General features: G+C 52.7%; 16 protein-coding genes. 10 read left to right on the forward strand and 6 right to left on the reverse strand.

Features of this window, described 5'->3' with window-relative positions; genetic code table 11:
* Nucleotides 1-27: 27 nt before the first annotated feature.
* The 3 genes from zwf to kdgA all read left to right on the forward strand — a co-directional run bounded on the left by zwf (nucleotide 28) and on the right by kdgA (nucleotide 4,225).
* Nucleotides 28-1,503: a glucose-6-phosphate dehydrogenase gene (gene zwf, locus IP582_RS09225; protein ID WP_039078732.1), complete on the forward strand. Its 1,476-nt coding sequence runs from the start codon at nucleotides 28-30 to the stop codon at nucleotides 1,501-1,503.
* A 232-nt stretch (nucleotides 1,504-1,735) separates the two neighbouring features.
* Nucleotides 1,736-3,547: a phosphogluconate dehydratase gene (edd, locus tag IP582_RS09230; RefSeq protein ID WP_047370897.1), complete on the forward strand. Its 1,812-nt coding sequence runs from the start codon at nucleotides 1,736-1,738 to the stop codon at nucleotides 3,545-3,547.
* A gap of 39 nt (nucleotides 3,548-3,586) precedes the next feature.
* Nucleotides 3,587-4,225, forward strand: a complete 639-nt coding sequence (gene kdgA, locus IP582_RS09235) for a bifunctional 4-hydroxy-2-oxoglutarate aldolase/2-dehydro-3-deoxy-phosphogluconate aldolase (protein ID WP_039078734.1) — start codon at nucleotides 3,587-3,589, stop codon at nucleotides 4,223-4,225.
* A gap of 93 nt (nucleotides 4,226-4,318) precedes the next feature.
* On the opposite strand, the gene purT is transcribed toward kdgA, so the two are convergent.
* The gene (gene purT / locus IP582_RS09240) at nucleotides 4,319-5,497 is read right to left on the reverse strand and encodes a formate-dependent phosphoribosylglycinamide formyltransferase (RefSeq protein ID WP_193795723.1); all 1,179 of its coding nucleotides are present in this window, start codon (nucleotides 5,495-5,497) and stop codon (nucleotides 4,319-4,321) included.
* 133 nt (nucleotides 5,498-5,630) lie between these two features.
* Between purT and IP582_RS09245 the strand changes: the two genes are divergently transcribed.
* The 4 genes from IP582_RS09245 (at nucleotide 5,631) to ptrB (ending at nucleotide 9,280) form a co-directional block, all read left to right on the forward strand.
* On the forward strand, nucleotides 5,631-5,972 hold the full coding sequence (locus IP582_RS09245) for a YebG family protein (protein WP_193795724.1): 342 nt from the start codon (nucleotides 5,631-5,633) through the stop codon (nucleotides 5,970-5,972).
* Nucleotides 5,973-6,037: 65 nt separating this feature from the next.
* Complete coding sequence (gene yebF, locus IP582_RS09250) at nucleotides 6,038-6,385, forward strand: protein YebF (RefSeq protein WP_193795725.1); 348 nt, start codon at nucleotides 6,038-6,040, stop codon at nucleotides 6,383-6,385.
* 96 nt (nucleotides 6,386-6,481) lie between these two features.
* Nucleotides 6,482-7,141, forward strand: a complete 660-nt coding sequence (locus IP582_RS09255; RefSeq protein WP_193795726.1) for a tellurite resistance TerB family protein — start codon at nucleotides 6,482-6,484, stop codon at nucleotides 7,139-7,141.
* Nucleotides 7,142-7,219: 78 nt separating this feature from the next.
* Complete coding sequence (gene ptrB / locus IP582_RS09260) at nucleotides 7,220-9,280, forward strand: oligopeptidase B (RefSeq protein WP_193795727.1); 2,061 nt, start codon at nucleotides 7,220-7,222, stop codon at nucleotides 9,278-9,280.
* Here the strand turns inward: ptrB and exoX are convergent.
* On the reverse strand, nucleotides 9,277-9,954 hold the full coding sequence (exoX, locus tag IP582_RS09265) for an exodeoxyribonuclease X (RefSeq protein WP_193795728.1): 678 nt from the start codon (nucleotides 9,952-9,954) through the stop codon (nucleotides 9,277-9,279). The two genes, ptrB and exoX, sit on opposite strands and share 4 nt — an antisense overlap.
* Nucleotides 9,951-10,181 carry a DNA polymerase III subunit theta gene (locus tag IP582_RS09270; RefSeq protein ID WP_039078743.1) on the reverse strand — a complete coding sequence of 77 codons (231 nt, stop codon included), beginning with the start codon at nucleotides 10,179-10,181 and terminating at the stop codon, nucleotides 9,951-9,953. Before IP582_RS09270 ends, exoX begins: the two co-directional genes overlap by 4 nt.
* A 137-nt stretch (nucleotides 10,182-10,318) precedes the next feature.
* Between IP582_RS09270 and yobA the strand changes: the two genes are divergently transcribed.
* Genes yobA through IP582_RS09285 form a run of 3 tightly spaced genes read left to right on the forward strand, consistent with a single transcriptional unit; the run spans nucleotide 10,319 to nucleotide 11,920 of the window.
* Nucleotides 10,319-10,693 (forward strand): CopC domain-containing protein YobA, encoded by a 375-nt coding sequence (gene yobA, locus IP582_RS09275; protein WP_039078744.1) that lies wholly within the window; start codon nucleotides 10,319-10,321, stop codon nucleotides 10,691-10,693.
* A 1-nt stretch (nucleotide 10,694) separates the two neighbouring features.
* Entirely contained in the window at nucleotides 10,695-11,564 is an 870-nt protein-coding gene (copD, locus tag IP582_RS09280) for a copper homeostasis membrane protein CopD (protein WP_193795729.1), read from the forward strand.
* Between the two features lie 14 nt (nucleotides 11,565-11,578).
* Nucleotides 11,579-11,920: a YebY family protein gene (locus IP582_RS09285; RefSeq protein WP_107222991.1), complete on the forward strand. Its 342-nt coding sequence runs from the start codon at nucleotides 11,579-11,581 to the stop codon at nucleotides 11,918-11,920.
* A 345-nt stretch (nucleotides 11,921-12,265) separates the two neighbouring features.
* Here IP582_RS09285 and IP582_RS09290 read toward each other — a convergent pair whose 3' ends face one another.
* From IP582_RS09290 to IP582_RS09300, 3 genes are all read right to left on the reverse strand, one after another.
* Nucleotides 12,266-13,372, reverse strand: a complete 1,107-nt coding sequence (locus IP582_RS09290) for a tyrosine-type recombinase/integrase (protein WP_193795730.1) — start codon at nucleotides 13,370-13,372, stop codon at nucleotides 12,266-12,268.
* Complete coding sequence (locus IP582_RS09295; protein ID WP_107222989.1) at nucleotides 13,347-13,619, reverse strand: excisionase; 273 nt, start codon at nucleotides 13,617-13,619, stop codon at nucleotides 13,347-13,349. Before IP582_RS09295 ends, IP582_RS09290 begins: the two co-directional genes overlap by 26 nt.
* A 64-nt stretch (nucleotides 13,620-13,683) precedes the next feature.
* Complete coding sequence (locus IP582_RS09300) at nucleotides 13,684-14,244, reverse strand: 3'-5' exonuclease (RefSeq protein ID WP_193796219.1); 561 nt, start codon at nucleotides 14,242-14,244, stop codon at nucleotides 13,684-13,686.
* Nucleotides 14,245-14,283: the final 39 nt, after the last annotated feature.

Genomic DNA, 14,283 nt, shown 5'->3' on the forward strand with positions numbered 1-14,283 from the left:
CCAGGATAGCCAACTGAGGAGAATGACATGGCGGTAACGCAAACAGCCCAGGCATGTGACCTGGTCATTTTCGGCGCGAAAGGCGACCTCGCACGCCGGAAATTGCTGCCTTCCCTGTATCAACTGGAAAAAGCGGGTCAGATCCATCCGGATACGCGTATCCTGGGTGTCGGACGCGCCGACTGGGATAAAGAAGCCTATATAAAAGTGGTGCGTGAAGCGCTCGAAACTTTCATGAAGGAAAAAATCGATGAAAGCTTATGGGACACGCTGAGCGGCCGCCTGGATTTCTGCAACCTGGACGTTAATGACACCAAAGCGTTTAAACGCCTTGGCGCCATGCTTGACCAGAAGAATCGCACCACTATTAACTACTTTGCGATGCCGCCAAGCACCTTTGGCGCAATTTGCAAAGGCCTGGGCGAGGCGAAGCTGAATGCGAAACCTGCCCGTGTGGTCATGGAAAAACCGTTGGGTACCTCGCTTGCCACCTCACGCGAAATTAACGATCAGGTTGGCGAATATTTCGAAGAGTGCCAGGTCTACCGTATCGACCACTATCTGGGTAAAGAGACGGTACTGAACCTGCTGGCGCTGCGCTTTGCCAACTCCCTGTTTGTGAACAACTGGGATAACCGTACGATTGATCATGTGGAAATCACGGTGGCGGAAGAGGTGGGTATTGAAGGTCGCTGGGGTTACTTTGACCAGGCAGGTCAAATGCGCGACATGATCCAGAACCACCTGCTGCAAATCCTTTGCATGATCGCTATGTCTCCGCCGTCCGATCTCACCGCAGACAGCATTCGTGACGAAAAAGTGAAGGTGCTGAAATCCTTGCGTCGCATCGATCGCTCGAACGTGCGCGAGAAAACCGTTCGTGGTCAGTACACTACCGGCTTTGCGCAGGGCAAAAAAGTTCCGGGCTATCTGGAAGAAGAGGGCGCGAACAAGTCCAGTAACACCGAAACCTTCGTCTCTATTCGCGTGGATATTGACAACTGGCGCTGGGCGGGCGTGCCGTTCTACCTGCGCACGGGTAAACGCCTGCCGACGAAATGCTCAGAAGTCGTGGTCTATTTCAAAACGCCGGAGCTGAACCTGTTTAAAGAGTCATGGCAGGATCTGCCCCAGAACAAACTCACCATTCGTCTGCAGCCAGATGAAGGCGTGGATATCCAGGTACTGAATAAAGTGCCGGGGCTGGATCACAAGCACAATCTGCAGACCACGAAGCTGGACCTGAGCTATTCCGAAACTTTCAACGAAACGCATCTGGCGGACGCTTACGAGCGTCTGTTGCTGGAAACCATGCGTGGCATTCAGGCACTGTTCGTGCGCCGTGACGAAGTTGAAGAAGCATGGAAGTGGGTTGACTCCATCACCGAAGCCTGGGCGATGGATAACGACTCGCCGAAACCGTATCAGGCCGGGACCTGGGGACCGGTTGCCTCTGTGGCGATGATCACCCGTGATGGCCGTTCGTGGAACGAATTTGAGTAATCAGGTTGTTGCCAATGTTACGGAGTTTTACCGGTAACATGATCTAACTCAGAAATCAGGCCAATATTTCAACTTTCAGGCTCCGACTGGATTCACCAGCGGAGCTTTTTTTATTACACTGGCTACAGTAATTTTGCCTTTGGGCGCGGTGTGGCGGCGTTTCTGCTGGAATTAAAATGCTGAAAACCTCCTGCATATCGTTGTCCCGGACAGATAAATTTCAGGAGCCTTTATGAATCCAGTATTGTTACGCGTAACAAATCGTATTACTGAACGCTCGCGCGAAAGCCGAACTGCCTACTTAAAACGCATCAATCAGGCGAAGAGCGAAACCGTGCACCGCTCCTCGCTGGCGTGTGGAAACCTGGCCCACGGTTTTGCCGCCTGCCAGCCTGACGACAAAGCTTCGCTCAAAAGTATGCTGCGTAACAATATCGGCATCATCACCTCCTATAACGATATGCTTTCAGCACATCAACCGTACGAAACCTATCCAAATATCATCCGCAAAGCGCTGCATTCTGTGAACGCGGTCGGGCAGGTGGCAGGCGGTGTGCCGGCTATGTGTGACGGGGTTACGCAGGGTCAGGACGGGATGGAACTTTCGCTGCTCAGTCGTGAAGTGATCGCCATGTCGGCGGCAGTCGGCCTGTCGCATAATATGTTTGACGGGGCGTTGTTCCTTGGCGTCTGCGACAAAATCGTCCCCGGCCTCGCGATGGCCGCGTTTTCGTTTGGTCATCTGCCCGCCGTGTTTATCCCGTCAGGTCCGATGGCCAGCGGTCTGGCAAATAAAGAAAAGGTACGCATTCGTCAGCTTTATGCAGAAGGCAAAGTCGATCGTATGGCGCTGCTGGAATCCGAAGCGGCGTCTTACCACGCGCCGGGTACGTGCACTTTCTACGGTACGGCCAATACCAACCAGATGGTCGTTGAATTCATGGGCATGCAATTACCAGGTTCTTCCTTCGTGCACCCGGATGCACCACTGCGTGAAGCGCTGACTTCGGCTGCCGCACGCCAGGTGACACGCTTAACCGGTAACGGCAGCGAATGGATGCCGATAGGAAAAATGGTCGATGAAAAAGTGGTGGTAAACGGTATCGTTTCACTGCTGGCAACCGGTGGCTCTACCAACCACACTATGCATCTGGTGGCAATGGCGCGCGCTGCGGGCATCATTATTAACTGGGATGACTTCTCTGAACTGTCGGACGTGGTGCCGCTGCTGGCGCGACTCTATCCGAACGGTCCGGCGGATATTAACCACTTCCAGGCGGCGGGTGGCGTACCTGTGTTAATGCGGGAACTGCTTAAGGGCGGTTTGCTGCATGAGGATGTGAACACGGTGGCCGGTTTTGGCCTCTCCCGTTACACCATGGAGCCGTGGCTCAATAACGGTGAACTGGACTGGCGCGAAGGGGCGGCAGCGTCGCTGGATGCGGACGTTATCGCCACAATTGAGAAACCGTTCTCTCGTCATGGTGGTACCAAAGTGTTGAGCGGCAACCTTGGCCGCGCGGTGATGAAAACCTCTGCCGTACCGGTTGAATATCAGGTCATTGAAGCGCCGGCGGTGGTATTTGAGAGTCAGCATGATGTGTTACCGGCTTTTGATGCGGGGCTATTGAACAAAGATTGCGTCGTGGTGGTGCGTCACCAGGGGCCAAAAGCGAACGGCATGCCAGAATTACATAAACTTATGCCGCCACTTGGTGTATTATTGGACCGCTGTTTCAAAATTGCGTTGGTTACAGATGGACGACTCTCCGGCGCATCAGGTAAAGTGCCTTCAGCGATTCATGTGACACCCGAAGCGTATGACGGTGGATTGCTGGCGAAAGTACGTGATGGCGACATCATCCGTGTAAACGGACAGACTGGCGAATTGACGCTGCTGGTCGATGATAACGAGCTTGCTGCACGTCAGCCGCATATTCCTGACCTGAGCGCTGCGCGCGTTGGCACAGGACGCGAGCTGTTTGGCGCACTGCGAGAAAAACTTTCCGGTGCTGAGCAGGGCGCGACCTGCATTACTTTTTAAAACGACAAGATTTTTAGTTCAGGCGAGAGAATAATTCTGATGAAAAATTGGAAAACGAGTGCAGAAGCAATCCTGAAAACTGGCCCGGTAGTGCCGGTTATCGTTGTCAACAAACTGGAGCACGCTGTCCCAATGGCGAAAGCACTGGTTGCAGGCGGCGTGCGCGTTCTTGAAGTGACATTGCGTACTGCCTGTGCCATCGATGCGATTCGCGCGATTGCAAAAGAAGTGCCGGACGCCATTATCGGTGCTGGTACCGTCCTTAACCCGCAGCAATTGAAAGAAGTGACAGAAGCGGGTGCGCAGTTCGCGATTAGCCCGGGTCTGACTGAGCCGCTGCTGAAAGCCGCCACCGAAGGCACCATCCCGTTGATCCCAGGTATCAGCACGGTTTCAGAACTGATGCTGGGCATGGACTACGGTCTGAAAGAGTTTAAATTCTTCCCGGCGGAAGCAAACGGTGGCACCAAAGCGCTGCAGGCCATCGCAGGCCCGTTCTCTCAGGTGCGTTTCTGCCCGACTGGCGGTATCTCTCCGGCGAACTACCGCGACTACCTGGCGCTGAAAAGCGTGCTGTGTATCGGTGGTTCCTGGCTGGTTCCGGCCGATGCGCTGGAAGCAGGCGATTATGACCGCATCACTAAACTGGCTCGCGAAGCGGTAGAAGGCGCGAAGTAATCTGTTTCAGTAGGCGGCGTATTGCTGACTGCTTATAAAATTGAAAAGCCCGGTAAGCGTCACTGCTACCGGGCTTTTTTTGCATGATCTTATTTAACCCGCCACTTTCAGCGCTGCCGCCGCGGCTTTTGCGCGTTCAACAGCTTCTTCAATGGTATCTGCCGTTGCCAGCGCAACGCCTAAACGACGCGTACCGTCGATTTCGGGCTTGCCAAACAGACGGAGCTGCAGGCCCGCACCAACGGCATTTTGCACGTTATCAAACGTGACGTTCTGGCTTTTCAGCTCAGGCAGGATCACCGCCGATGCCGATGGGCCGTACTGGCGGATTTGCCCAATGGGCAGACCGAGGAAGGCGCGAACATGCAGGGCGAATTCTGAAACATCCTGAGAAATCAGCGTAACCATGCCTGTATCGTGCGGACGTGGAGAGACTTCGCTAAAGACCACCTCATCGCCGCAGACGAACAATTCGACACCAAACAGCCCATAGCCCCCGAGCGCCAGCACTACTTTACTGGCGATCTCTTTTGCACGTTCCAGCGCAAGGTCGGTCATTGATTGTGGCTGCCAGGATTCACGATAGTCGCCATCTTCCTGGCGATGACCGACTGGCGCACAGAAATGCACGCCATCTGAGGCGCTAATGGTCAACAGGGTGATTTCAAAATCAAAATTCACCACACCTTCAACGATAACGCGACCGGCACCCGCGCGCCCGCCTTGTTGCGCATACGCCCAGGCTTTCGCCAGTTGGTCGGCGCTGCGAATGAAACTCTGGCCCTTACCGGAAGAACTCATTACGGGTTTCACGATGCAGGGCAAGCCGATCTCATCAACGGCCTGACGGAACGCCTCTTCACTGTCGGCAAAGCGGTAGCTTGATGTAGGAAGGGCAAGTTCCTCGGCTGCCAGACGACGGATACCTTCACGGTTCATGGTCAATTTGGTTGCCCGTGCACAGGGCACAACATGCTGACCCTGAGCTTCAAGTTCCAGCAGTGTATCGGTGGCAATCGCTTCGATTTCCGGCACGATAAAATGCGGTTTTTCCAGCGCGACCAGCGCTTTTAACGCCTCACCATCAAGCATATTAATAACATGCGAGCGGTGGGCAACATGCATTGCGGGCGCGTCGGCATAACGGTCTACGGCAATGACTTCAATGCCCAGACGCTGGCATTCAATGGCCACTTCTTTGCCTAATTCCCCTGAACCCAATAACATTACGCGAGTCGCCGCCGGACGCAGCGCAGTACCTAATAGAGTCATAGCAAGTCGACCTTCTTAAAAAAATCTGGCGGCAGTATATACGAAAACGTTTGCGTCTGTCTTTTACGACTTGCGCTCAGATAAATAGCGCAGTAAAATACTGTATATAAATACAGTTAAAAGGGGCTGCATCATGGCGGTTGAAGTCAAGTATGTTGTGATTCGTGAAGGTGAGGAAAAAATGTCTTTTGCCAGCAAAAAGGAAGCTGACGCTTACGATAAAATGCTCGACCTGGCCGAGGTACTTGAAGGCTGGCTGGGCGAAGCGCCAGTGACGCTTGAAGAAGACCAGCGCGATCAAATGGCGCTCTGGCTGGCTGAACAAAAAGATGTGCTCAGCCATATCCTGAAGTCCGGTAAGTTACCGGGTTCGGACACCCAGGAGAGCGTACCAGAAGTGGCTCAGGATGACGCAGAAATAGCGTCAACAGACGCCGTTGATATTAAGTCAAAAGCGAAACGCTCTGCCGCCTGATCCCGGCTTGCACTGCCAGTAATTTGTACCATGCTTTGATTGGGCTCTATGCACAGGAGAAAAGCATGAAAATAGCAGGAGTGTTGCTGGGTACAATATTACTGGCGGGCAGTGTAGTCGCGTCGGCTGCCACTGCCAAATCGGTGAAATTTCCCTCTTGCGAAGGCATGACCGCCGAGGGGATCGCTGCGAGCGTCAAACGCGATTATTTGCAAAACCGCATCGTACGTTGGGCTGATGACCAAAAAAAACTTGGCCAGGCGGATCCCGTTGCCTGGGTTACTCCGAAAGACATTCGGGGTAAGAACGATCAATGGGATGTTCCCTTGACGGTTCGCGGCAAGAGTACAGACATTCACTATCTCGTCAAAATCGATTGTAAAGCAGGAAAAGCGGAGTATCAGCCTCGTTAAGGCTGCGACCTTTTCTCATCTTTTGCTGTTTTAGACATTTCCTGACACCCCCTCGCTTAGGCTTCTCGTTTACGAAACGATTAAGTGAGGGGAATCATGTCAAGCTGGTTAAACCAATTACAGTCTCTTCTTGGCCAACAAGGCCAGTCATCGTCATCCTCCGGCGGGCAGGATCCCGGCAAATTACTCGTGCCCGGTGCCTTAGGTGGGCTTGCTGGTTTGCTGGTCGCCAGCAAATCCTCTCGCAAATTACTGACCAAATACGGTACCAGTGCGCTGCTTGTTGGCGGCGGGGCCGTGGCGGGCAGCGTGCTGTGGAATAAATACAAAGACAAAGTGCGTACTGCCCATCAGGGGGAAGCGCAGTTTGGTCACCAGAGTTCGTCTATTGATGCGCGCACGGAACGTCTTATTCTGGCCCTGGTGTTTGCCGCGAAGAGCGACGGACATATTGATGACAGAGAACGTGCCGCTATCGAACAACAACTAAACGAGGCCGATATTGAAGAACAGGGGAGAGCGCTGATTGCGAAAGCGATCGAACTACCACTGGATCCGCACCGTCTTGCATCCGGAATCAAAAATGAGGAAGAGGCGCTGGAAGTGTACTTCCTGAGCTGTGCTGCGATAGATATCGACCACTTTATGGAGCGCAGCTATCTGGCCGCCTTAGGTGATGCGCTTAAGATCCCGCAGGAGGTTAGGGACGGTATCGAAGAAGACCTGCGACAACAAAAAAAGGGGCTCATCGACTAACGCTACTTTCTCGTTTCGCTTGCATCACGCGCGGCTTTTGCCAACCTTATAGTGTGTTAAACAAATAAGAACAGAGCTATGCCGCCAAAAGCTAAACAAATCCCCCACGCCATGACAGTTCATGGCGATACACGTCTGGACAACTATTACTGGCTGCGCGACGACACCCGTTCGCAGTCAGATGTTCTCGAGTACCTGCAAGCTGAAAATGAGTACGGCCGCTGCATTATGGCTTCCCAGCAGGCGCTACAGGATAGTCTGCTGGAAGAGATCATTTCGCGTATTCCGCAGCGCGAGGTTTCAGCGCCCTACGTTAAGAATGGCTATCGCTATCGCCACATCTTCGAGCCGGGGTGTGAGTATCCCATTTACCAACGCCAGTCAGCGTTGTCTGCTGAATGGGATGAGTGGCAGGTGCTGCTGGATGCGAATCAGCGCGCTTCGCATAGCGAATTCTATACCCTTGGTGGGATTGCCATATCACCGGATAATACGCTTATGGCCATTTCCGAGGATTACCTTTCGCGCCGCCAGTACGGGGTACGCTTTCGTAACCTGGAAACCGGCAACTGGTATCCCGAGATGCTCGACAATGTCTCACCGGGTTGCGTCTGGGTTAACGATTCAGAAACCCTTTATTATGTGCGTAAGCATGCCACGACCTTGTTGCCTTACCAGGTCTGGCGTCACACCGTCGGAACGCCCTCAACGCAAGATGAACTGATTTACGAAGAGGCGGACGATACTTTTTACGTCAGCCTGAGCAAAACCAGCTCCCAACACTACATCATTATTCATCTTGCGAGTGCGACGACCAGTGAGGTATTGCTACTGGATGCCGAATTGCCGGATGCACAGCCGCTCTGTTTTTTAGCGCGTCGTAAGGATCACGATTACAGCCTCGATCATTTTCAGCACTCGTTCTATTTGCGTTCAAACCGCGATGGCAAAAATTTCGGCTTGTATCGCACCAAAGTGCGCGATGAAAGACGCTGGGAGGTACTGATTCCTGCCAGGGATAATGTCATGCTGGAGGGATTCACCCTGTTTACCGACTGGCTGGTGGTCGAGGAAAGACAGCGTGGCCTCACCAGCCTGCGGCAGATCAACCGTAAAACCCGAGAAGTCACTGGAATTGCGTTTGACGATCCGGCATATGTTACCTGGCTTGCTTATAACCCGGAGCCAGAGACCTCGCGTCTGCGCTATGGCTATTCGTCCATGACGACGCCCGATACCTTGTTTGAACTCGACATGGATACCGGCGAACGCCGGGTGATCAAACAGACGGAAGTGGCCGGGTTTGATGCCAGTGACTATCGTAGCGAGCATCTGTGGATCCGCGCGCGGGATGGCGTGGAAGTGCCGGTATCGCTGGTCTACAACCACAAACACTTCCGCAAAGGGGAAAATCCGTTATTGGTCTATGGCTACGGATCCTACGGTGCCAGCATGGATGCCGATTTCAGCAGTAGCCGGTTAAGTTTGCTCGATCGTGGTTTTGTCTATGCGATTGCCCACATTCGTGGCGGCGGGGAACTGGGGCAACAGTGGTATGAGGACGGTAAATTCCTGAACAAAAGAAATACTTTCAACGATTTTATCGATGTCACGGATGGGCTGCTGGCACTGGAGTATGGCTCTCCGCTTTTCTGCTATGCCATGGGCGGCAGTGCCGGGGGGTTGTTGATGGGGGCCGTCATCAACGAGCGTCCGTCACTGTTTCACGGCGTCATCGCTCAGGTGCCTTTTGTGGATACGCTTACTACGATGCTGGATGAATCCATCCCACTGACCACCGGTGAGTTTGAAGAGTGGGGGAACCCGCAGGATGAGACCTACTATCACTACATAAAACGCTATAGCCCGTACGATAATGTCGGCGCCCATGACTACCCCCATATGCTGGTTACCACAGGGCTGCATGACTCTCAGGTGCAATATTGGGAACCCGCCAAATGGGTCGCGAAACTGCGAGAACTTAAAACGGACAATAATCTGCTGCTGCTTTGTACAGATATGGACTCCGGTCACGGCGGCAAATCAGGCCGTTTTAAATCCTACGAGGGCGTGGCGCTGGAGTTCGCTTTCTTGGTCGCGCTGGCGCAAGGCACGCTCCCGGACAAAAAAGCGGATTAATTATCGTCGAGATAATGCTTTAACGTCAGCCGTAGTTCCGGACTCATTCGGTCCAGATTGTTGAACAACCAGCGCAGGTAACCGGGGTCGCGCTCTGCGACTTCGGCAACGGCTTTACCCCGATATTTACCGAAGGTGAAGGTTGTCAGCAGAGCGGGTCTGCCGGTAACCGTTGCCATTTGGTCCGGGGTCCAGCCTGATGTGTTGATAATGTCAATCAGCAAGGCCGCGGTGATATAGCAATCATAAAGCGCACGGTGATGATGCAATCCGGCAGGTGTCTGCACGCTAAGTTTGCGTGATTTATACAAAGCCATATTGCTGTATTTAATGCCGGGCCAGAGCCGACGCGCCAGCTTCATGGTACAAATCCATTCACCGGGCATTTCGGGTAAGACGCGCCTGTCGAAGCTGGCATTATGGGCGACATACCAATGACTGCCGTAGTAGTGGGGAATAATCTCTTCAATCCACGGTTGATTCGCCACCATGGACTCGGTTATCCGATGGATAGCCATCGCCTGCGGACTGATAGGGCGATCCGGGCGCACGAGATGGCTCATTGGATTAATAATCTGCCCGTTCACCACATCCACGGACGCAATCTCGACAACCCCGCCCTGCAAATCGCAGGTTTCGGTATCGATGACGCGCAGTACGGTTTCGGTGGTCATTTGCTTTTCGGCTCGTAAGGCAGACGAGACAGATTGACGGACGCCAGGCGGTGAGCAATAAGCCGTTCACGAAACCAGTTGCGCAGGTGTTCTGGCTGTTCGCGTTCCACCACCTCAGCGACAACTGGCATGTTATAGCGCTCTTTAAAAGCTACACCGGCCGCCGCCAAATCGACGTTGACTTTGTCCATCTCTTCCTGTGAAAGACGGGCCAGATTGGTATTCATGCGTTTCTCCTGGGTTTATGCCGCAAAAGTTACTAAGCCTGTTGCAGAAAGACAAGTCTGCCGATGATGATACTCGACGAGACCATTATACAGAGTTATTCTCGTCGCTTTAAACATAACAAAAAGGAATGCCAGACATGTTATTCACCGCATCCCACCTGACACGCGCGTTGGTTTTTGCTGCGGCTCTCGCCACAACGCCTGCCGTTTTCGCACATGCTCATCTGAAAAACCAGTACCCGGCAGCAAATGCCGAGGTGACGGCCGCCCCGCAGGCATTAACCCTGAATTTTTCTGAGGGCATTGAACCTAAATTTAGCGGTGTCACCCTGACGGGGGCGCAGCAACAGAGTATCAAGACAGGTGCGGTCAAACGTAACGAACAGGACAAGACCCAAATGATCGTTCCGCTGGAGCAGGCGCTGCAACCGGGCAATTATACCGTTGACTGGCACGTCGTCTCGGTCGATGGCCACAAAACCCGCGGTACCTATACTTTTTCAGTGAAATAAGATGCTAACGGCTGGCTATATTGGGTTGCGCGGCATCCATTTTGCCGCCGTGATGCTGCTTTTCGGCTGCGCGCTCTTTATTAGTCGGCTGGCGCCTCGCCATCTGCAACCTGTTATGGTAACGCGTTTTACACTATTAACGCGGATCTGCCTTGGCATGAGCGTGTTGAGTGCCGTCTTCATGTTTGCCCTACAGGGCGGGATCATGGGTGATGGCTGGACAGATGTTTTCAGTCCGCAAATCTGGCTGCTGCTTACCGGCACACAGTTTGGCAGTATCTGGCTATGGCAGATTATCATTGCCGTTATGACGATGCTTGTCGGTTACCTGCAACCACAACAGCAGGGACGGTTGATGTTGCTGGCAGGCGCGCAACTGATCCTGATGGCGGGCGTTGGTCATGCCGCCATGCACGATGGCATGGCGGGCATATTACAACGTACAAACCACGCTTTTCATTTGCTGTGTGCCGCGGCCTGGTTTGGCGGATTATTGCCAGTGATATTTTGTATGCGATTGAGCCAGGCCCGCAGGCGAGAGCATGCCGTTATGGCGATGATGCGTTTTTCACGCTATGGCCATGTCGCTGTCGCAGGTGTGCTTGCCACAGGTATTATCAATACCCTGTTGATTCAGGGCAGCATATGGTCCACACAGACAAACTATGGTCGCATGCTCTTGATCAAATGTGCGCTGGTGGCGCTAATGGTGGCAATAGCGTTAGCGAACAGGTATGTTCTGGTGCCACGCTTAGGCCTGAAAAACTCGCAGGCACGACATTTCCTGATTTGGATGACATGGACCGAAGTGGTCCTGGGCGCGCTAGTGCTGGCGGCGGTCAGCCTGTTCGCAACCTGGGAACCCTTCTGATTAACCGGGCGAAAATGATGAAAAAAACCATACTGACGATGCTTTTACTGGCATGTTCCGCTGGCGCCTTTGCCGCGCCGTCGGTGATTACCGTAAGCCGCTTTGAAGTGGGTAAGGACAAATGGGCATTTAATCGCGAAGAGGTGATGCTCACCTGTCGACCTGACCATGCGCTTTATGCCATCAATCCCAGCACACTGGTGCAATACCCACTGAATGAAGAGGCGCAAAAGCAGGTGGCAAGCGGTAAAACAACCGCGCAGCCTGTCAGCGTTATCCAAATTGACGACCCGGCCAGACCCGGCGAAAAGATGAGTCTTGAGCCCTTTATTGCCCGAGCGGAAAAACTCTGTTAATAAACGAAAATATCTGACTGATTTTCCATAAAAAACCGCAAGTCTGATTCTTCAGAACTTGCGGTTTTAACATTTTTAAGCGTGACGATAACCGAATTTTTCAGACCGGATTTGCCGCAAACTGGAAAACCTGGCGTCGTCATCTATTCTTAAAGTGCATGGCGACTTAGCCTGCATTAATGCCAACTTTTAGCGCACGGCTCTCTCCCAAGAGCCATTTCCCTGGACCGAATACAGGAATCGTATTCGGTCTTTTTTTGGAACCCTTTCCAGACAAGCACTTATGTGGCTCCGTCCGAAAATGTCCGAAAATCGTCCGAATTCCCATATTCGGCGACCTAACCCTTATACCAGAATAAATTCCTTTTTGCGCGGATCTACATACTTTTTCGTAGTCGCTTCTGAGGAGTGCCCCAGCAGTCGTTGTGCGAATGCTTTGCCTTCTTTTTTGCCGTGAATTTCTGAATATTCAGCCTCATGCAGGCGCCCGGCCAGACTCCTGATTTCATGAAACGTAGGAGGGGATTCGCTGAAAGCGATCTGAGATAGTTTTCTTGCCTTCACGAAATATTTGGTTAACCCGTCCGGGTGAATCGACCCCGCCAGGCTGTTTTTTCTGACGCCAGCAGAAATCAAAAAATCCGTAGAATTACCTTTCCGGCAGCGCTCAATGACATCCCCCAGGACCAGACCGGCGCAACGCAATTCCAGATCCAGAGAGATGGCGATCATCATTCCCGTTTTTATGTGGACTACGTGAAGCCGATTATCTCTGATCTCTGAAAAACGCATTTCCACTATGTCTTCGCGGCGCTGGCCGGTGACCAGTGCAAGGTCCATTCCGTTGCGAAACCAGACGGGAAGAACTTCCGCTTCATGCCTTATCGAGATAAAGGTTTCTAGTTCCAGGCGTTCCCGCTTAACTTTGATTGTTGGTGTTCTTGTGGGCTCAACCGGATTGGCTACCACCCGGCCATTCACGATGGCCTCACGGAACACATCTGACAGGACCGAACGGTAAGTGGTAGCCATCGTCATTTTGTCCTCATCTGTCCAGCGCTTAAGAAAGTCTGCAATATGCAGAGTAGAAACTTTTGCGAGGATCATTTCCCCCAGCGATTGGCGGATCACCTCAAGATGTCCTTTACGGGATTTGAGAGTGATCGGCGAAAGCTCTCTTTTTCCCAAAATTTCCCAGTATTCTTTTAGCCATTCAGCAACAGTGTATTCATGCTCGCCTTTCAACTGCTCGAGCAGCGTGACCGGGGTGTAATTTTGCTCAAGATAGTGATTAGCCTCGATAGCCTGGGCAACAGCTTCACGTTTGGAAATCTTACCGAGAGAGAGCTCCTTGCCAGTGAGCGGGTTGCGCCAGGCGTACGTTTTGCGTGACTGGCGGTATGTCAGGTTTCTGGGGAGATTCTGATCATAATTTTCCCGCCTTTTTGTCATGTTGCAACTTCTCCAGTAATGACCCCTTTCTGGGGTGTCTTGTATCCATTCCGTTAACCGGGGCGACTGAACATAATTTGTTTGGGCGTATATAGATGGCGTTGGGGCAAACCTGGTAACTCGTCCCGTGTTTTTCCGGAGCAGGGTAGATGTTCCCCATCCGAGCCCACCGCCTTAATGTGTTCAGCGTTGGGGGTTTTACATACGTCTCTTTGGCCCATTCTTCGAGAGGCATCAGTTTTGACATAACGTCTCCTTAGCCCCGGCCAGAAGAGTAATCCCCCAGCCAGGTAAAAGGTGATTTTTGAAAATCAGTTCTGGGTCATTTTTTGCCAGATAGCTGAAACGTATTTGACCTGGTGCCGGGCATCGGCCAGTGCGTTATGCATGTCGCCGTCGAAAGGGATCTGATAGCGCGGGTTGATACCGACAACTCTGCCCAACTCGACAATGGTGCGCACGTCACGGTCATTCCAGAACGGCACGGACAATTCCGCGCCAACCTGCTCATATGCGCGGCGCAAAATTACGTTGTCGAATGAGCAGCCATTGCCCCAGAGCTGCACATACTTGATGCCGTTGGCTGAATTCGTGTGAATAAATTCGTCGAGGTTATCGATGGCGTCCATCAGCGAAATTGCATCGCCGCCGGTTATCGCTGCGCGTGCTTCTGCTGACTGTTTCATCCACCAAATTATTGTGGCAGCGTCAGGTTTCGCACCGAACTCCATTGCGGACTCGAGGCTGATAATCTGATAGAACTCCTCACCCATTTTGCCTATTCCCGGATCGAAAAATACCGCGCCGATGGCGATAATCGGTGCTTCCGGATTGTTGCCCATCGTTTCCAGGTCAACCATCACATGCGTCATCAGGGTGTATGATTCGCCATCGTTAATTTGATGCCCGGT

This window comes from Citrobacter sp. BDA59-3 (assembly GCF_015167655.1).
Taxonomy (GTDB): Bacteria; Pseudomonadota; Gammaproteobacteria; order Enterobacterales; family Enterobacteriaceae; genus Phytobacter; species Phytobacter diazotrophicus.